Source organism: Sphaerimonospora mesophila (assembly GCF_001417795.1).
GTDB lineage: Bacteria > Actinomycetota > Actinomycetes > Streptosporangiales > Streptosporangiaceae > Sphaerimonospora > Sphaerimonospora mesophila.
The window spans coordinates 31632-48922 of record NZ_BCBX01000037.1 but is presented as its reverse complement, the minus strand read 5'-3'; the positions used below and the strand labels follow the sequence as shown (position 1 = coordinate 48922).

Genomic DNA, 17291 nt, shown 5'->3' with positions numbered 1-17291 from the left:
TCGACAAGTTCTGGCGAGACGTGGAACGCCTGATCCGGTGAGCGAATCACCGGCCGTCACGGAACATCCGATCGCGGAGCAGTAGAACATGGAACGTGCCGCCGACCCAGAGTCCGAACAGCCAGACGGCGGCGGCGACGGACCAGCGCCAGTCACCGGTCGGCACTCCGGCGAGGGTGGCGCGGAAGCCGAGCACACCCGCCCAAACCGCGCAGTAGACGGCCACCGCGATCGCCTGCGCCCGGCTGCGCAGCCGGTACGCGGCGTGCGCCAGCAGGAACGGTACGGCCAGGCCGAACGTCAGGAAGGCGAGGGACGCCCACACCAGGCCCAGTAGCGTACGCCGGCCTTCGGAGGCTCGTGGACCGGGGGATGTCGACGGCTTGAAAGTCACGGGCGCGAGCATAACCGTCCGCTTCGCGGCGCCCCGACCGTCGCAGCCGCCTCGGTCGTCCCGGCACACCGGCCGGCGACGGACGGGCGAGGCCGAAACGCTACCGGGAAGTAACCCGCTTTACACGGCCGCCCACCAGGCTGGGCCATGGCCGCATGTGCTGTGGCTACATGTCATGAAAGGTCGCCCGTGGTCAGGATCGCTCCCTTCGCTCGTCTGCCGCGTCCGCTTCGCTGGCTCGCCCGCTTCCTGACCACGATCCTGGTCCTGGTCCTCGTGGCGGCGCTCGCCGGGACCGGCGTGGTGATCTGGACGGTGCGGCAGTCGTTCCCCCAGCTCGACGGTGAGATCGAACTGCCGGGCCTGACCTCGCCGGTGACCGTCCATCGGGACGCGTACGGCATCCCGCAGATCTACGCGGACAGCTCGGCCGACCTGTTCAAGGCACAGGGGTACGTCCACGCTCAGGACCGATTCTGGGAGATGGACTTCCGCCGCAAGACCACCGCCGGCCGCCTGTCAGAGGTCTTCGGCACGAGCACCCTCGAAATCGACAAGGTCGTACGCACGCTCGGCTGGCGTCGGGTCGCCGAGCAGGAGATCGCGCTGCTCACGCCCGAGACCCGTCAGGTCCTGGAGGACTACGCGGCGGGCGTGAACGCCTGGCTCGACCAGCACACGGACGCGGCGGACCGGAGCCTCGAGTACGCCGTGCTCAAGCTGACCAACGGCGACTACACCCCCGAGCCGTGGACCCCGGCCGACTCGCTGGCCTGGCTCAAGGCGATGGCCTGGGACCTGCGCTCCAACATGGGCGAAGAGCTGGACCGGGCGCTGACCGCCGCCTCCGTCCCGGTCGACCGGGCCGAGCAGTTGTTCCCCGGCTACCCGTTCGACCGGCACCGGCCGATCGTCACGGGTGACGGCGACACCGAGAAGGCAGCGGACGACATGACGCGGGTCGTACGGCGGACCGGGCTCGAGCAACGGGAAACGCGGGCTCTCGCACGGACGGCCGAGGCGCTGCGCGCCGTACCCGCCCTGCTGGGCACCGGTGGCGACCTCGCCGGCATCGGATCCAACTCGTGGGTGGTGAGCGGGGCGCACACCACGACCGGCAAGCCGCTGCTCGCCAACGACCCGCATCTCGGCCCGCGTATGCCCTCGATCTGGTATCAGGCGGGGCTGCACTGCCGGCAGCGCGGCCCGGCCTGTCCCTTCGACCTGACCGGCTACACCTTCGCCGGCCTGCCCGGCGTGGTGATCGGCCACAACCACCGCATCGCCTGGGGCTTCACCAACCTCGGCCCGGACGTCACCGACCTCTACCTCGAGCGGACCAAGGGCGACACCTACCGGTTCAAGGGCGAATGGCAGCCCATGGAGACCCGCGTCGAGCAGATCAAGGTCGCCGGTGGCGAGACGGTGGACCTCACCATGCGTACCACCGGGCACGGCCCGATCATCTCCGGGGTGCTCGGCGACGCTGAGGCGGCCGTACCGGGCGCCGCGGCCAAGCTGGGCGAGCCGTCGCCGGACGCGTCGCAGCGGCTGGAGGTCGCGCTGCGGTGGACCGCGCTGGACCCGGGCCGCACCGCCGACGCGATCCTCCTGCTGAACAAGGCCGAGAACTTCGAGCAGTTCCGCGCGGCCGCGGCGACCTTCGAGGTCCCGGCGCAGAACCTGATCTACGCGGACGTGGACGGCAACATCGGATATCAGGCCCCGGGCCGGATCCCGATCCGCGCCAAGGGCGACGGCCGCTGGCCCGCGCCGGGCTGGACCGGTGAGCACGAGTGGCGCGGCTTCATCCCGTTCGAGAAGCTGCCGAGTGTCTACAATCCGCGGGAGGGCTATATCGTCACCGCGAACAACGCGGTGATCCGCCAGGAGGACGGCGGTCCGTTCCTGACCGACGACTGGTCGTACGGCTATCGCTCCCAGCGCATCGTCGAGCGGCTGGAGCAGGCACTCGCCGGGGGCAAGGTCTCGGTCGAGAGCATGCAGGACATCCAGCGCGACACCCACAACGGTCTCGCCCCCCTGCTCGTGCCGCACCTGCTGCGCGTCGGGGCGGGCGATCCGCTGCGCGGCTGGGACTTCGGCCAGGACCGCGAGTCGGCCGGGGCGGCCTACTTCAACGCGGTGTGGCGGCACCTGCTGCGGCGGACGTTCGAGGACGAGCTGACCGGCGCTGCCCGGCCCGGTGGCGGCGACCGCTGGTATGAGGTGATCCGCGCCCTGCTGGAGCGGCCGGACGACCCGTGGTGGGACGACGTACGCACCAAGGACAGGACCGAGACCAGGGACGACATGCTCACCGCCGCCCTGTCGGACGCGAAGGCCGAGCTCACCGAGCTGCTCGGCGACGACCCGTCCGGCTGGCGGTGGGGTGATCTGCACACGCTGGAGCTCACCCACGAGACGTTCGGCACCTCCGGCATCGCCCCGATCGAGTGGCTGTTCAACCGGGGCCCGCTGCGTACCCAGGGCGGCAAGGACACCGTGGACGCGACCGGCTGGGACGCCCCGGACGGCTACGAGGTGAGCTGGGTGCCGTCGATGCGCATGGTCGTCGACCTGGCCGACTTCGACCGTTCGCGCTGGATCAACCTCACCGGCGCATCAGGCCACGCCTTCCACGCCAACTACGACGACCAGGCCGAGCTGTGGGCCGACGGGAAGAGCACCCCGATGCGCTCCTCGGAGCGGGCGGCCCGCGCCGACGCCGCGGACACGCTCACGCTCACACCTTAGCGAGACGCCTCAGCAAGACGCCTGGGCAAGACGCCTCAGCGAGACGCCTTGGCGAGACGGTCCGGGGATCGGATGCAGCAGGTTGAGCAGGGGTCGGCGGACTCGACGGTGATCCACAGACAGCAGGTGCGGCGGCGGAAGGAATCGCCCTCGGGCACGACCAGCCCGGCCACGGGCGCCCCGATCGCGTCCAGCAGCCGCGCCGCCTCGCCGTGGGCGTCGGCCGCCCCGCCGTCCGTACCGTCCGCGCCGAGGCGGGTGATCGGGTAGACGATCGCCTCCGCTGTGGAGCCCCACAGCGTGCGCTCGCCCACCTTGGTCAGGTCGTTCAACGCCTTGATCACCGGGAGCTGGCCGTCCATGAGCGACCCGCGGATGGCCGCCGCCAGGTCGGGCACGACGAGTGTGCCGGGGGCGCCGGCCAGCGGATCGTCGGGAAGGACGGCGACGGTCACCTCGGTGGCGGCGACGGTCACCCCCGCCGGTGACGATTTGACCAGCGTGTCGTCGAGGCGCATCAGCGGCACCCGGCGTTCGAGCGCCCAGCCGAGCACCATCGGAAGCGTGTGCCAGTAGCCGTACGTCTTCCACAGCAGCGCCGCCCCCACGTGGGGCGCCGCGCCCCACCGGCCCGCCGTTTCCTCCACGAGCGCGAGCAGCCCGTCGTACGGCTTCCGCAGCAGGTCGGTGGCGCGGACCCAGTCCGGGGAGTCGTCCGCGACCAGCTCCGGCGGCACTCCCAGCACGCCGCCCTGCGCGGCGGCGAGGTTCTCCAGGTGCTTGGAAAGGGTGTCGAGCAGCGGCACTGGTCTCTCCTGTCGGGATGGTGCGGAATCTCCCGGAAGCCCTCGGCGTACGGCGACGCTCACGCCATCGCGCCTTCCGCCACGACGCCCTCCGCCACCCGTCCGGCGCTCCGCCGGGCGGCGGGGACGACGAGCGGGGTGCCGGTCTCCGGGTCGTCGATCACCCGGCAGGGAAGCCGGAAGACCTCGTGCATCAGGTCGGCGGTCACGATCTCCTTCGGCGTCCCGGAGGCCACCACCCGGCCGTCGCGCATCGCGATCAGGTGGGTGGCGTAGCGGGCGGCGTGGTTCAGGTCGTGGAGCACGGCCACCAGCGTCCGTCCCTCCTCCTCGTGCAGCCGCGCGCACAGGTCGAGGATCTCGATCTGGTGCGCGATGTCGAGATAGGTCGTCGGCTCGTCGAGCAGGAGCAGCGGCGTCTCCTGCGCGAGGGCCATCGCGATCCACACGCGTTGACGCTGGCCGCCCGACAGCTCGTCGACCGGGCGGGCGGCGAGATCGGCCACCCCGGTCGCCGCCATCGACTCCCGCACGACGCGTTCGTCCTCCCTCGACCACTGGCGCAGCAGCGACTGGTGTGGATAGCGTCCGCGGCCGACCAGGTCGGCGACCGTGATGCCGTCGGGCGCGATGGAGGTCTGGGGCAGCAGGCCCAGAACGCGGGCGATCTTCTTGGCTGGCAGCGCCGCGATGTCCCGCCCGTCGAGCAGCACGGATCCGGCCGCCGGCTTGAGCGTCCGCGACAGCGCACGCAGCAGCGTGGACTTGCCGCAGGCGTTGGGTCCGACGATCACGGTGAAGGACCGGTCCGGGATGGCCACGGTCAGGTCTTCGGCGATGACCCGCCTGTCGTAGGCGAGGGTCAGCCCGCTGCCGCCCAGCCGTGACGGTGCTCCTTCGTGTCCCATTCCCTCAACCTTCCGGCTACCCGATTCCTTCATATCCGTCCCGCCCTGCGTTCCACGGCGAGCAGCCAGACGAGATAACCGCCGCCGAGCACGCCGGTCAGCACGCCGACCGGGAGCAGGTGGTCGCCGAACAGCCGCTGCGCGGCCCAGTCGGCCGTCACCAGCAGGCCGGCGCCCGTGCACATCGAGGCGACCAGGTTCGGCCCGGGCGCGCCGGTCATCCGCTTGGCGACCTGGGGCGCGACCAGCGCCACGAACGCCACCGGTCCGGCGGCGGCCGCCGCGAGCGCGGCGAGCAGCACGGCCGCGGCCAGCATGACCAGGCGGACGCGTGCGACCCGGATGCCGAGGCCGCCCGCCAGGTCGTCGCCCATCTCGATCACGTGCAGGGCCCGTCCGCAGCCGAGGAGCACCACCGGGACGAGCACGGCCATCGCGGCCAGCAGCGGGAGTGCGTCGTCCCAGCCCCGGCCGTCGAGGCTGCCGGTGAGCCACAGCACGGCACGCGCCGCCTCCATGTGCTGGGCCCTGGTCAGCAGATAGCCGTTCACGCCGGTGAGGATGGCCGCCGCGCCGATGCCGATCAGCACGAGCCGCTGACCGTGGAGGCCGCCCCGCCAGGCCAGGGCGTAGATCACGACGCCGGTGAGGACACCGCCGAGCACCGCGCCGGCGGACAGCGCCAGGCTGCCGCCGCCCGCGACGACCACGACGAGGGCACCGGTCGCCGCGCCCTGGGTGAAGCCCAGGATGTCGGGGCTGCCCAGCGGGTTGCGTACGAGCGACTGGAACAGCGCGCCCGCCAGGGCCAGGGCCGAGCCGACGAGCAGCGCGGTGACCACCCGGGGCAGCCTGAGCTCGTTGACGATGAAGTCCTGGGCCGGGGTGCCCGCGCCGGCGATGGTACGCAGCACCTCGGCCGGGCTCATCGGATAGTCCCCGTCGCCGACCGTCAGCACGCCGACGGCGAGCGCCAGCAGCACGCAGCCCGTCACGACGGCCAGCGCCCGCGGGTGCACCCGTACGGAACGATCGCCGGGAAGGCGTATGACGCTCATACCCGCACCATCCGGACCCGGCGCACGAAGTAGAGGAAGAACGGGCCGCCCAGCACCGCCGTCACGATCCCCACCTGCAGCTCGCCGGGACTGCCGAGCAGCCGGCCGAGCACGTCGGCGCCGAGCAGGAGCACGGGTGCGAGCACCGCGCAGTAGGGGAGCATCCAGCGCAGGTCGGGGCCGGTCAGTGAGCGGACGAGATGGGGCACCATCAGACCCACGAAGACGATCGGGCCGCAGGCCGCGGTGGCGGCCCCGCACAGCAGCGTCACGGCGAGGAGCGCGAGGGCCCGCACCTGGGCGGGCCGGGCGCCGAGCGCGCGTGCGGAGTCGTCGCCGAGCGCGAGGGCGTTGAGCGGCCGGGCCAGCGCCAGCGCGACCAGCAGGCCCGCCGCCACGAACGGCAGCATCCCGGCCCACGTCGCGGTCTGCGCGCTCGCCAGCGAGCCCACGGTCCAAAAGCGCATCTTCTCCAGCGAATCGCCGTCGAGCAGCATCATCGCGCTGACGTAGGAGTAGAACGCGGCGTTGAGCGCGGCGCCGGCCAGGGTCAGCCGGGCCGGGGTCGCGCCGCGCCCGCCGCCCACGACGTAGACCAGCACCGAGACGGCGGCGGCGCCGCCCATGGCGAACCACACGTAGCTTTCGAACGCCGCCATCCCGAGGACAGCGGTGGCCGTGGCCACGGCGGCCGAGGCGCCCGCATTGATGCCCAGCAGGCCCGGATCGGCGAGCGGGTTGCGGGTCAGGGCCTGCATCACGCAGCCCGCCACGCCCAGCGCCATCCCGGCGAGCAGCCCGAGCAGCGTGCGCGGCAGTCGCATGTCCAGCACCACGGTCGAGGCGGCCGAGCCCTCGTCGAAGAGCCCCTGCCAGACCTCGCCGACGGACAGCTGCCTGGCTCCGAATCCGATGCTGAGCACGAGTACGGCGAGGAGCACGAGCACCGCGCCCAGCAGACCGGCCGCACGCGGCGCGTGCCGTGTCCCCGGCGTCCCCTCGGCAGGTACGGCCTCCTCCGAGGACGGCTGCGCCGACACGAAGGATCGTGACACCTCGGAGGACTGTGTGACGACCATGGGAGTCTCCGGGAGGGGCGGGGCGCCGCGCTGGCTGGACAATTTAGGTTAGGTTACCCTAAAAATATGTTCACCATTAGGTAAGCCTAACCAAAAACCTCGTCACGAAAGAAGGGCGGATCCGCCCCATGTCGCAACTTCCGTCATACTCGGCGGCCCCCGCCAGGCCATCCCGCCGTCGCCTGCTGGCCCTGGGCGCCGCCGCCGCGGCCGGTGTCCTGCTCGCCGGATGTGGGGCGAGCGGCTCGGGCACGGCGTCCGAGTCGTCCGCCCCGGCGACACAGGAGAGCGCCGCCGGGCCGTGGTCGTTCAAGGACGACCGCGGGGAGACCGTCACCGCCGACACCGCCCCGTCACGCGTCGTCGCCTTCACCGGCACGGCGGCGGCCCTCATCGACTTCGGTCTCGATGACAAGATCGTCGGGGTCTTCGGCGAGACCGTGCGGGACGACGGCACCCTCGACCCCATGGCGGGCGACCTGAACGTCGACAAGGTGACGATCGTCGGCAACGTGTGGGGCGAGTTCAACATCGAGAAGTACGCCACCCTGCGGCCCGACCTCCTCGTCACCCACATGTACGACCCCGGCGCGCTGTGGTACGTCCCGGACGAGAGCAAGGACAAGATCCTGAAGCTGGCCCCCAGCATCGCGATCAACGTCGCCCGGGTGCCGATCACCGAGCCGATCGAGCGGTACGCCGAGCTGGCCGCCTCCCTCGGCGCCGACCTCAACGCACCCAAGGTGGCCGAGGCCAAGGCCCGGTTCGAGGCGGCCTCCGAGTCGGTGCGCCAGGCCGTGGCCGCCAAGCCCGGCATCAAGGTCATGGCCGCTTCCGGCAGCCCCGACCTGCTGTACGTGTCGAACCCGAAGACCCTCACCGACCTGATCTACCTGGCCGAGCTCGGGGTCGACTTCGTGCAGCCGGACAAGCTCGACACCGGCGGCTACTACGAGAGCCTGAGCTGGGAGAACTCCGACAAGTACCAGGCCGACGTGATCATGCTCGACAACCGCAGCAGCGCCCTCCAGCCCGACGCCCTCGCGGCCAAGCCCGCCTGGACGCGGCTCCCCGCCGTCAAGGCGGGCCAGGTGGAGCCGTGGGACGGCGGGGTGCCCCGCCTTTCGTACGCCGGCGCCGCCCCCATGCTGGAGAACCTCGCCAAGGCCATCCAGAACGCCAAGAAGGTCGGCTGACCCATCCGGAGAACGCTCGGGCCTGGGGCCTCGGGCGCGTCAGCCGAGCGGCGACGGTGCTGAGGTCGTCTCGGGGACCGTGCCGGGTTTCGCGTAGCCCCGGCACTTGGCGTCCCATTCGGGGACGCGCAGCAGCGCCGGATTGGCGACGCCGCTCTCACCGCGCTTCCCACTCGACGTGCTGACGAAGGCCAGACCCTCGACGCAGATTCGGGCGATGTTGGGGAAACTGTCCGCGTTGCGGAAGACCTCGATGTGGTCGACGTCGCCGACCTTGTCCGGCGGTGCGCCTTCCTTGCCACCGCGGTCGCCCAACTGATCGGAGGAGCACCCGGCCAGCAGGAGAACAGCGAGAATCGCGCCCGCCCAACCGGCGACCACCGAACGTGCCATGAAGCCCCTCCTCATAACCGGCAAGGAGCTTCATATGCGGCCAAGCAGCATCCTTCCCGGCATGGGGCAGCATACAGGTGAGCGAGGCATCGGCCACGGAGTCGAGAGCGAGCCGCGGCGACGAAGCCAGGGGGCCAGGACCTCCGCCCCTGGCCGCCGGGGTCCTTCCGCCCCGATCAGAAGGGGAACTCGCGGTCCTGGTCGCGTACGGTGACCCATTGGAGCTCGCAGAACTCCTCGGCGGCGAAACCGAGGCCGAACCGCCCCCAGCCGCTGTCCTTGACCCCGCCGAACGGCATCTGCGGCTCGTCGTTGACGGGCTGGTCGTTCACGTGGACGATGCCGGCCTCAAGCCTCGACGCGAGCCGCAGGCCACGGCGGACGTCGTCGGTGATGATCGATGCGGCCAGGCCGAGGTCCGACTCGTTGGCCCGGGCGACCGCCTCCTCGGCCGAGTCGACGGCCTCCACGATCACGACCGGCCCGAAGGTCTCACCCTGCGCGATCTCGGCCTCGTCCGGGACGTCGACGAGAACGGTGGCCGGATAGCAGGGCGGCGCCGGGACGCCACCGGCCAGGACGCGGGCGCCGAGCTCGACCGCCTCGTTGACCCGGCGATCCAGGAGGGCGAGGGCCCATTCGTTGATCACCGGGCCCACCACGGTCGCCGGATCCGAGGGATCGCCGGTCGGCAGCGTCGCCACCTTCGCCGCGAATCGGGTGGTGAACTCCTCGGCCAGTGGCCGTTCGACATAGATGCGCCGCGCGCACATGCACACCTGGCCCTGGTGGACGAAGGCGCCGTACGCCGCCGCGTCCACGGCGTACCCGACATCGGCGTCGTCCGTGACGATCAGCGGGTTCTGGCCGCTGAGCTGGAGCACGACGCGCTTCAGGTACGTCCCGGCCTTCTCGGCCAGCCGCCTGCCCGTCGGCGTCGACCCGGTGAAGTTGATCCGCTTGACGAGGCGGCTCACGAGCAGCGCGTCGCCCACCGCTCCGGCCTCACCCGGGGCATGGGTGACGACGTTGAACGCGCCCGGCGGCAGACCGGCCTCCTGGAGGATCTCCGCCCAGAGCGCGCCCCCCGTGTACGGAGACTCCTCCGAGGGCTTCAGTACGACCGTGTTACCGAGGGCGAGCGGCCCGATGACCGCCCGGCCGGCCAGCGTGAGCGAGGCGTTCCACGGCGCTATCGCACCGACCACGCCCACCGGCCGCCGGATCGCCGCCGCCCTGCCGCCCGCCACGTCCGACGGCAGCAGCTCCCCGATCGGGCGATAGCCCAGCTGGGCGGCCTGCCGGAGGAGCTTGAGCGCGAAGTCGACCTGGACCTCGCCGAAGACGCGGCCGCACCCGGTCTCGACGGCGAGGGAGTCGAGCACCTCGTCGCGGCGGCGTTCGAGGACGTCGGCCGCGCGCAGGAAGATCTGCTGCCGCCGCCAGGGCTGCGCCCCGGCCCAGCTCTCGAATGCCTCATGGGCGACGGCGATCGCCCGCCGCGCGTCCTCGCCGTCGCCGGCCGCCACGTCGGCGACGACCTCACCGGACCAGGGGGAGCGTTTCCGGTACGACCTGGCCGACTCGGCGGGCACCCACTCGCCTCCGATGAAGTGCCCGATGAAGCCTCCATCGGAGCGCCCGATGAAGTCTCCAATGGAGTGCCCGATGCGTTCCCCCGGCGCCATCCGTCTCGATCTCCTCGCTCGCGTCCACTCGCACCAGCTCACATCAGCCCCTGCCGACTGACCGAGAAGCGTTCACGTGATCGGCCCGATGGTCAAGGCATCGTTCGAGTGGGTAAAACGCTCTGTCCGTATTCTGACGCTTGTGACCGCCGAGAAATCCCCACGCCCCCGCGGCCGTACCGAGCCCTCCGCATCCTTCTCCGTGTCGCTGGAGCGCGGCCTGCGCATCCTGTCCGCGTTCACCGGCGACCGCTCCACCCTCGGGATCGCCGACATCTCGCGAGCCGTCGGCCTCAACAAGAGCACCACCCACCGGTACGTCGCCACGCTGGCCAAGCTGGAGTACGTCCAGCAGGACCCGGAGACCAAGAAGTACCACCTCGGGCCCAAGGTGGTGGACCTCGGCTTCGCGGCGATCGACTCGATGGAGCTCACCCGGATCGCCGCGCCGCTGTTGCAGGCGCTCGCCGACGAGACCGGATACACCGTCAGCATGGGCCTGTGCGACGGGCCGGACGTCGTCTACGTGGACCGCCGGCGCAGCAACCGCCGTACGTCCCTGGCCATGGACCTCAATCTGCACGCGGGCTCCCGGCTGCCCGCCTACTGCACGTCGATGGGCAAGGTCCTGCTGGCGTACAAGGACCAGACGACGCTGCGGCAGATCCTCGACCGCGTCGACATGGCGCGCAGAGGACCCAAGACGATCACCAACCGGGAGCAGCTGATGGCGACCCTCGCCAAGGTGCGCCAGAACGGCGTCGCGGTCAACGACGAGGAGCTCGCCCCGGGGCTGCGGTCGTTCGCCGCGCCGGTCAGGGACCGTACCGGCGAGGTCGTCGCCGCGGTGAACATCGCCGTCCACCTGACCATCGCACCGTCCTCCGTCGACTCTCTGGCGGGACGCGTCGAGCCGGCCCTGCGGCGTACCGCCGCCGAGATCTCCCGCCGACTCGGCTACCGCCCCACCCCCTGACGCCACCCCCCACCGTGATCTTGCAGTTTCTCGCATACAACGCGCCCCACCTGGCCTTCTTCCCTTCGTGATCTTGCAGAAACCAGCAGCCAAGGGGACTGTCCAGGCAATGCTCCTTTCGGGATCTTGCAGCGGTGGCCGAGGGCGGACCGCAAGATCACGAATGCTGTTTTCGCAGGTAGACGCCCATAGGTGCGAGAAACTGCAAGATCATGAAGTGGATTTCCGCAGGTGGCGGAGCAGGTCTGCGAGCAACTACAAGATCACGGCCAAGGATGCCCGCAAGGGGGCCCTCACGAGGGTGCTCTCAAGGGTGGTTCCAGGGGTGTTTTCCGGGGTGGCTCCAGGGGTGTTCTGAAGAGGCAATTCGCGTTCGAACCCTTGGAACGGGCTGTTGCCCCTGCTCTGGGGTGCTCGTACGGTCAGGGCAACTTCCCCGATAGCCGAAGGTCCAGGTCGTTCCCGGCCGCCGGCCGGTCGAGCGATCTCGGGCGATTCGCCTGATCCCTCATAGAGCAACCCCCGGTGTTCCATGCGTCTCCGCGCGCGGACACCGTTTACGCAAGGAGCCTTGGCGTGAGCGACGCTTCCATCGGCGGGATGGGCCGCCGTTCCTTCCTCAGTGCGGTCGGTCTCGGCGCCGCCGCCCTCGGCGGCGGCTCCCTGCTGAGCGCCTGCGGCGGGCTGAAGGGCACGGGCGGCTCGTCGTCGGACGTGCTCAAAATCGGGTACGTCAGCCCGCAGACGGGCCCGCTGGCCGGCTTCGCCACCGCGGACAACTTCGTGGTCAAGCAGATCCAGGAGGCCGTGCGCAGCGGTTTCACCGCAGGCGGCAAGAAGCGCACCATCGAGATCATCGTCAAGGACACGCAGTCGAACTCGAACCGCGCCACCGAGGTCACCCGGCAGCTCATCAACAGCGACAAGGTGGATCTGATCGTCGGCTCCTCCACGCCCGACACCACCAACCCGGTCGCCGACCAGTGCGAGGCCAACGGCATCCCGAACGTCACCACGATCGCCCCCTGGGAGGCGTGGTTCCACGGCCGGAACGGCAAGTCGGGTGAGGGCTTCAAGTACACGACGCTGTTCTTCTTCGGCATGCGGGAGTTCGCCGACTGCTTCTTCCCGATGTGGGAGCGCATGGACGTCTCCAACAAGAACGTGGCGGCGCTGTGGCCCAACGACACCGACGCCAACGCGTTCCGCGAGGGCCTCGGCCCGATGATGAAGGAGGCCGGCTACACCCCGATCGACGGCGGCGCCTACCAGAACGGCACGACCGACTTCAGCGCGCAGATCGCGAAGTTCAAGGAGTCGGACGCCGAGCTGTTCACCTGCACCCCGATCCCCCCGGACTTCCAGACCTTCTGGAAGCAGGCCCAGCAGCAGGGGTTCCGGCCCAAGCTGGCCACGGTCGCGAAGGTCATGCTGTTCCCGTCGGAGGCCGAGGCGCTCGGCACGCTCACCGACAACATCGCCACCGACTTCTGGTGGAGCCCGGCACATCCGTACAAGTCGATCCTGGACGGCAAGAGCGCCCAGCAGCTCGCCGACGACTTCGCCGCCGAGACCGGCAAGCAGTGGACCCAGGCCCTGGGCTCGGTCTACTCGCTGTTCGAGATCGCGATCCAGGCGTTCAAGGAGGCGGGCGACCCCAAGGACCGGGACGAGGTCGCGGCCAAGCTGCGCGGCATGAAGATCAGCTGCATGAGCGGCGACCTGGACTTCACGGCCGGCCCCGAGCCGGGCATCGCGATCCAGCACCCGGTCGGCGGCCAGTGGCGCAAGGGGGAGAAGTTCCCCTGGGACGTCGTGATCGTGGACAACACGCCGAACAAGGCCGTGCCGATCGGCGGCGACCTGCGGCCCACCAACGGCTGATGGAGCGGCATCAGGATGCCCTGCTGCACCTCGACGAGATCACCAAGAGGTTCGGCAGGGTGACGGTCGCCAAGGACCTGACGCTGACGGTCCGGCCCGGTGAGGCACTCGGCATCGTGGGCCCGAACGGAGCCGGCAAGTCCAGCCTGTTCGCGATGATCTCCGGTGACCTGCGCCCCGACGGCGGCGCGGTGTGGTTCGGGGGGCGGAAGGTCACCGACGTCCCGCCGCACGCCCGCACCCGCGCCGGGATCGGCCGCACCTATCAGGTGCCCCGGCCCTTCGAGCACCTGACCGTGTTCGAGAACGTGCTGGTCTGCGCGCACCAGGGCGCCGCGCTCAAGGGCAGGCAGGCCTGGACGCACGCGATGGAGACGCTCGAGCGTACGGGCCTGGCCGACCTGGCCAACATCCCCGCGGGGCGGCTCGCGCTGCTCCAGCGCAAGCGTCTCGAGATGGCCCGGGCGCTCGGCACCGGCCCCCGGCTGCTGCTCCTTGACGAGGTGGCCGGCGGCCTGACCGAGCCGGAGGTGCTCGAGCTCGTCGAGGTCGTGAAGCGGCTGCACGCCGAGGGCCTCGGCATCGTCTGGATCGAGCACGTCGTGCACGCGCTGGTCAAGACCGTCGGCCGGATGGTCTGCCTGGCCGGCGGCGACGTGATCGCGGACGACGAGCCGATGCGCGTGCTCGCCGACCAGAAGGTGCGCGAGCTCTATCTGGGCGGCGGCCCGGAGACCGGCCTGACCGACGAGGAGGGCACGTGACGCTGCTGTCGATCCGCGACCTCACCGTGCACCACGGCCAGCTGTGCGCGGTGGACGGCCTCAGCCTGGAGCTGCGCAAGGGCGAGGTGCTCGCGATCATCGGTGCCAACGGCGCCGGCAAGTCCACGCTGCTGCGCGCCCTGGCCGGGCTGAACGCCCCGACGTCGGGATCCATCCAACTCAACGACCGCGACATCACCCGGCTACCCGCGCACCGGCGGGTGTCGGAGGGCATCGCCCTCGTGCCGGAGGGACGGCGGCTGTTCCGTTCCCTCACGGTCGAGGAGAACCTGCTGACCGGCGCCTACCGCGGACGCCCCGGCCCCTGGACCGTCGCCCGCGTCTACGAGCTGTTCCCGTGGATGCCGGAACGGCGCAGGCAGAACGCCTCGCAGCTGTCGGGCGGTGAGCAGCAGTCGGTGGCGATCGGCCGGGCGCTGCTGGCCAACCCCGATCTGCTGCTCATCGACGAGCTGTCCCTGGGCCTCGCCCCGGTGATCGTGCGCCGCATCTACGAGATCCTCCCCGGCATCGTCGGCGCCGGCACCACCGCGTTGATCGTCGAGCAGGACGTCTCCCAGGCCATGCGGGTGGCCGACCGCGTGCACTGCCTGCTGGAGGGACGGTCCGTACTCGAAGGGCGGCCGCGGGACCTGACCGCCGAGCAGGTCGAGCACGCGTACTTCGGCATCGGAGAGGCACTCCCCGCCGGGAGCGCCCGAGAGGGACACGACTGACATGGGCTGGCTCAACGCCGTCATCCAAGGACTGCTGCTCGGCGGCCTGTACGCGCTGTTCGCGACCGGGTTGTCGCTGATGTTCGGCGTCATGAGAATCGTCAACCTGGCGCACGGCGACCTCGCCGTGGTGGCGTCGTTCCTGGCGCTCGCCCTGGTCAGCGGGACCGGGCTGCCGCTGTGGGTGGTGCTGGTGGTGACCGTGCCGCTGTTCGCCGTGCTCGGCTACCTGACTCAGCGGGTGCTGCTGCAGCGCAGCCTGTCCTCCGGGCCGCTGGCCACCCTGCTGGTCACCTTCGGGCTGTCGATCGTGCTGCAGAACGTGCTGCTCGAGGTCTTCTCGGCGGACACCCGCACCCTCGACGGGGGCTCGTTCGCCACCGGATCGTTCGAGCTCAACGGCTCGATCTCGATCGGCTATCTGTCGCTCGCGACGTTCGTGCTGGCCTGTGCCGTACTGGTCGGCATCCAGCTGTTCCTGTCCCGCACCGGCCTCGGCCGGATGCTGCGCGCGTCCTCGGACGACCGCGAGACCGCCAACCTGGTCGGCGCCGACAGCCGGCACGTGTACGGCATCGCGACCGCCATCGCGTTCGCGACCGTGGCGCTCGCCGGCCTGATGTTCGCGATGCGCTCGTCGTTCGACCCCGCGACCGGCCCCTCGCGGCTGATCTTCGCCTTCGAGGCGGTCGTCATCGGCGGGCTGGGCTCGCTGTGGGGGACGCTGATCGGCGGCATCGTCCTCGGCGTGACCCAGTCGCTGGGCTCGCAGATCGACCCCGCGCTGACCCTGCTCGCGGGCCACCTCGTCTTCCTCGCCGTGCTGGCCTTCCGGCCGCAGGGCCTGATCGCAGGACGGACCGCATGACGGACCGCATGACACTCTCCGGGATGCTGACCTCCCGTGCGGCCGCCGCGCTGGACGTGAGCCGCGCGGCCCGGTCGTCGAAGCCGTCGGCCGCCGCCATGCTCGCGGTCGTCGCGCTCCTCGCCGCGCTGCCGTTCATGGTGTTCAGCAACGTCACCGACACGCTGGTCAACCTGTTCGTGCTGATCGCGCTGGCGAGCATGTGGAACGTGCTGGCCGGCTTCGGCGGCCTGGTCTCGGTGGGCCAGCAGGCCTACATCGGCATCGGCGCCTACAGCGTGATCGCCCTGGCCGACCAGGGCGTGCAGCCGTACCTGGCGGTCCCGCTCGCGGCCGTCACCTGCGTGATCTTCGCGGTGCCCACCTCGTGGCTCGCGTTCCGGCTGCGCGGCGACTACTTCGCGGTCGGGACCTGGGTGATCGCCGAGGTCTACCGGCTCCTGGTCGTACGGATCGACGCCGTCGGCGGCGGCAGCGGCAAGGGTCTGGCCGGGCTGTCCGGCCTCGACCAGACCATGCGCGGCGCGCTGACCTACTGGGTGGCTCTCGCGCTGGCGCTGGCCACGATCGTCGCGTGCTACCTGCTGCTGCGCGGCCGGCTCGGTCTGTCGCTCATGGCGGTGCGCGACGAGGAGACCGCCGCGAGTTCGGCCGGGATCGACGTGCGGTGGGCCAAGCTCGTGGTCTATCTCGTGTCCGCGGCCGGATGCGGCGCGGCCGGCGGGGTCATCACCGTGAGCTCGCTCAGCGTCAACCCCGACGCCATCTTCAGCGTGCAGTGGTCCGCTTACATGATCTTCATCGTGGTGATCGGCGGCATCGGCCACATCGAGGGCCCGCTGCTCGGTGCGCTGATCTTCTTCGGGCTGCAGCAGCTGCTCGCCGACTACGGGTCGTGGTATCTCGTGCTCCTCGGCGCCATCGGCATCGCGACCGCGCTCTGGCTGCCCGGCGGGCTGTGGGGCCTGGTGCGGGACCGGACCGGGCTGAGCCTCTTCCCCGTCGGCTATTTCGTACGGGGGCGAGGCGCGTGAGCACCACACCAGTCGAGACGGCCACGGCCGCCGCTGCCGCCATCGCGAGCGGCGAGCTGTCACCGGTGGAGCTGGTCGAGCCGATGCTGGCCAGGATCGAGGCCACCGAGCCGCGGCTGAACGCCTACGCCACGGTGACCGCCGACGCGGCCAGGGAGCGGGCCGCCGCGCTCGCCGGTGACGTACGGCGCGGCCCGCTCCACGGCATCCCGATCGGGATCAAGGATCTGATCGACACGGCGGGGGTCCGTACGACCTACGGGTCGCCCAGGTTCACCGACCACGTTCCCGTACGGGACGCCGGCGCGGTGAGCCGGTTGCGGGAAGCGGGGGCCGTGATCCTCGGCAAGCACGCCACGCACGAGCTCGCGTGGGGCGGCCGCACGGACAGCGCGTTCTTCGGGCCCACCCACAACCCCTATCGCCACGGGCATATCCCCGGGGGCTCCTCCGGCGGCTCGGCGGCCTCCGTCGCCGCCGGGAGCTGCCTGGGCGCGTTCGGCTCCGACACCGCCGGTAGCGTCCGCATTCCGGCCGCGCTCAGCGGCTGCGTCGGGTTCAAGCCGACCCGCGGCCTGATCCCGCTCGACGGCGTGCTGCCGCTGGCCCCGTCGCTCGACCACCTCGGCGTGCTGGCCCGCACGGTGGACGACGCGGCGCTGCTGATGTCCGGACTCGTCGCATCCGTGCCCGGTGCCGTACCACCCCGGTCGCCGCGGGTCGGCTGGCTCGGCGGCTGGTACGACGCG

Annotated in this window: 16 protein-coding genes; 9 read left to right on the top strand and 7 right to left on the bottom strand. The window is 70.9% G+C overall.

The window, feature by feature from the left end; genetic code table 11:
• Positions 1-46 precede the first annotated feature (46 nt).
• Complete coding sequence (locus AP234_RS17975; RefSeq protein ID WP_152990477.1) at positions 47-394, bottom strand: hypothetical protein; 348 nt, start codon at positions 392-394, stop codon at positions 47-49.
• A 189-nt stretch (positions 395-583) separates the two neighbouring features.
• On the opposite strand from AP234_RS17975, the gene AP234_RS17970 reads away from it, so the two are divergent.
• Positions 584-3151 (top strand): penicillin acylase family protein, encoded by a 2568-nt coding sequence (locus tag AP234_RS17970; RefSeq protein ID WP_235558229.1) that lies wholly within the window; start codon positions 584-586, stop codon positions 3149-3151.
• Positions 3152-3186: 35 nt separating this feature from the next.
• On the opposite strand, the gene AP234_RS17965 is transcribed toward AP234_RS17970, so the two are convergent.
• From AP234_RS17965 to AP234_RS17950, 4 genes are read right to left on the bottom strand one after another with little or no spacing between them, the layout of a single operon-like run.
• Positions 3187-3957 carry a hypothetical protein gene (locus tag AP234_RS17965; RefSeq protein WP_055480832.1) on the bottom strand — a complete coding sequence of 257 codons (771 nt, stop codon included), beginning with the start codon at positions 3955-3957 and terminating at the stop codon, positions 3187-3189.
• A gap of 59 nt (positions 3958-4016) precedes the next feature.
• Entirely contained in the window at positions 4017-4865 is an 849-nt protein-coding gene (locus AP234_RS17960; protein WP_200926579.1) for an ABC transporter ATP-binding protein, read from the bottom strand.
• Between the two features lie 29 nt (positions 4866-4894).
• A complete protein-coding gene (locus AP234_RS17955) occupies positions 4895-5923 on the bottom strand; it encodes an iron chelate uptake ABC transporter family permease subunit (RefSeq protein ID WP_055480830.1) in 1029 nt (342 codons plus the stop codon).
• A complete protein-coding gene (locus AP234_RS17950; RefSeq protein ID WP_055480829.1) occupies positions 5920-7002 on the bottom strand; it encodes a FecCD family ABC transporter permease in 1083 nt (360 codons plus the stop codon). Before AP234_RS17950 ends, AP234_RS17955 begins: the two co-directional genes overlap by 4 nt.
• 128 nt (positions 7003-7130) lie before the next feature.
• On the opposite strand from AP234_RS17950, the gene AP234_RS17945 reads away from it, so the two are divergent.
• Positions 7131-8198: an ABC transporter substrate-binding protein gene (locus tag AP234_RS17945; protein WP_055480828.1), complete on the top strand. Its 1068-nt coding sequence runs from the start codon at positions 7131-7133 to the stop codon at positions 8196-8198.
• Positions 8199-8237: 39 nt separating this feature from the next.
• Here AP234_RS17945 and AP234_RS17940 read toward each other — a convergent pair whose 3' ends face one another.
• Both AP234_RS17940 and AP234_RS17935 read right to left on the bottom strand, forming a co-directional pair.
• Positions 8238-8591: a hypothetical protein gene (locus tag AP234_RS17940; RefSeq protein WP_055480827.1), complete on the bottom strand. Its 354-nt coding sequence runs from the start codon at positions 8589-8591 to the stop codon at positions 8238-8240.
• A gap of 176 nt (positions 8592-8767) precedes the next feature.
• The gene (locus AP234_RS17935; protein ID WP_083502205.1) at positions 8768-10279 is read right to left on the bottom strand and encodes an aldehyde dehydrogenase family protein; all 1512 of its coding nucleotides are present in this window, start codon (positions 10277-10279) and stop codon (positions 8768-8770) included.
• Between the two features lie 142 nt (positions 10280-10421).
• On the opposite strand from AP234_RS17935, the gene AP234_RS17930 reads away from it, so the two are divergent.
• The 7 genes from AP234_RS17930 to AP234_RS17900 all read left to right on the top strand — a co-directional run.
• Positions 10422-11255: an IclR family transcriptional regulator gene (locus tag AP234_RS17930; RefSeq protein WP_235558228.1), complete on the top strand. Its 834-nt coding sequence runs from the start codon at positions 10422-10424 to the stop codon at positions 11253-11255.
• 576 nt (positions 11256-11831) lie between these two features.
• Positions 11832-13139, top strand: coding sequence for an ABC transporter substrate-binding protein (locus AP234_RS17925; RefSeq protein WP_055480826.1), 1308 nt, complete (start codon positions 11832-11834; stop codon positions 13137-13139).
• Positions 13139-13903 (top strand): ATP-binding cassette domain-containing protein, encoded by a 765-nt coding sequence (locus tag AP234_RS17920; protein ID WP_055480825.1) that lies wholly within the window; start codon positions 13139-13141, stop codon positions 13901-13903. Before AP234_RS17925 ends, AP234_RS17920 begins: the two co-directional genes overlap by 1 nt.
• Entirely contained in the window at positions 13900-14640 is a 741-nt protein-coding gene (locus tag AP234_RS17915; protein ID WP_055480824.1) for an ABC transporter ATP-binding protein, read from the top strand. The genes AP234_RS17920 and AP234_RS17915 overlap by 4 nt, the downstream gene beginning before the upstream one ends.
• Position 14641: 1 nt before the next feature.
• Positions 14642-15508 (top strand): branched-chain amino acid ABC transporter permease, encoded by an 867-nt coding sequence (locus AP234_RS17910; RefSeq protein WP_055480823.1) that lies wholly within the window; start codon positions 14642-14644, stop codon positions 15506-15508.
• On the top strand, positions 15505-16542 hold the full coding sequence (locus AP234_RS17905; RefSeq protein WP_235558227.1) for a branched-chain amino acid ABC transporter permease: 1038 nt from the start codon (positions 15505-15507) through the stop codon (positions 16540-16542). The genes AP234_RS17910 and AP234_RS17905 overlap by 4 nt, the downstream gene beginning before the upstream one ends.
• Positions 16539-17291, top strand: a 753-nt coding sequence (locus tag AP234_RS17900; protein ID WP_160330461.1) for an amidase, incomplete at its 3' end; no start/stop codon positions are given. The genes AP234_RS17905 and AP234_RS17900, both read left to right, overlap by 4 nt.

What these genes read in the sequence shown, in the direction of transcription:
- AP234_RS17905 (WP_235558227.1), top strand. Translation starts at nt 15,505, where the DNA reads ATGACGGACCGCATGACACTCTCCGGGATGCTGACCTCCCGTGCGGCC.
- AP234_RS17960 (WP_200926579.1), bottom strand. Translation starts at nt 4,865, where the DNA reads ATGGGACACGAAGGAGCACCGTCACGGCTGGGCGGCAGCGGGCTGACC.
- AP234_RS17910 (WP_055480823.1), top strand. Translation starts at nt 14,642, where the DNA reads ATGGGCTGGCTCAACGCCGTCATCCAAGGACTGCTGCTCGGCGGCCTG.
- AP234_RS17945 (WP_055480828.1), top strand. Translation starts at nt 7,131, where the DNA reads ATGTCGCAACTTCCGTCATACTCGGCGGCCCCCGCCAGGCCATCCCGC.
- AP234_RS17950 (WP_055480829.1), bottom strand. Translation starts at nt 7,002, where the DNA reads ATGGTCGTCACACAGTCCTCCGAGGTGTCACGATCCTTCGTGTCGGCG.
- AP234_RS17935 (WP_083502205.1), bottom strand. Translation starts at nt 10,279, where the DNA reads ATGGCGCCGGGGGAACGCATCGGGCACTCCATTGGAGACTTCATCGGG.
- AP234_RS17940 (WP_055480827.1), bottom strand. Translation starts at nt 8,591, where the DNA reads ATGGCACGTTCGGTGGTCGCCGGTTGGGCGGGCGCGATTCTCGCTGTT.
- AP234_RS17955 (WP_055480830.1), bottom strand. Translation starts at nt 5,923, where the DNA reads ATGAGCGTCATACGCCTTCCCGGCGATCGTTCCGTACGGGTGCACCCG.
- AP234_RS17920 (WP_055480825.1), top strand. Translation starts at nt 13,139, where the DNA reads ATGGAGCGGCATCAGGATGCCCTGCTGCACCTCGACGAGATCACCAAG.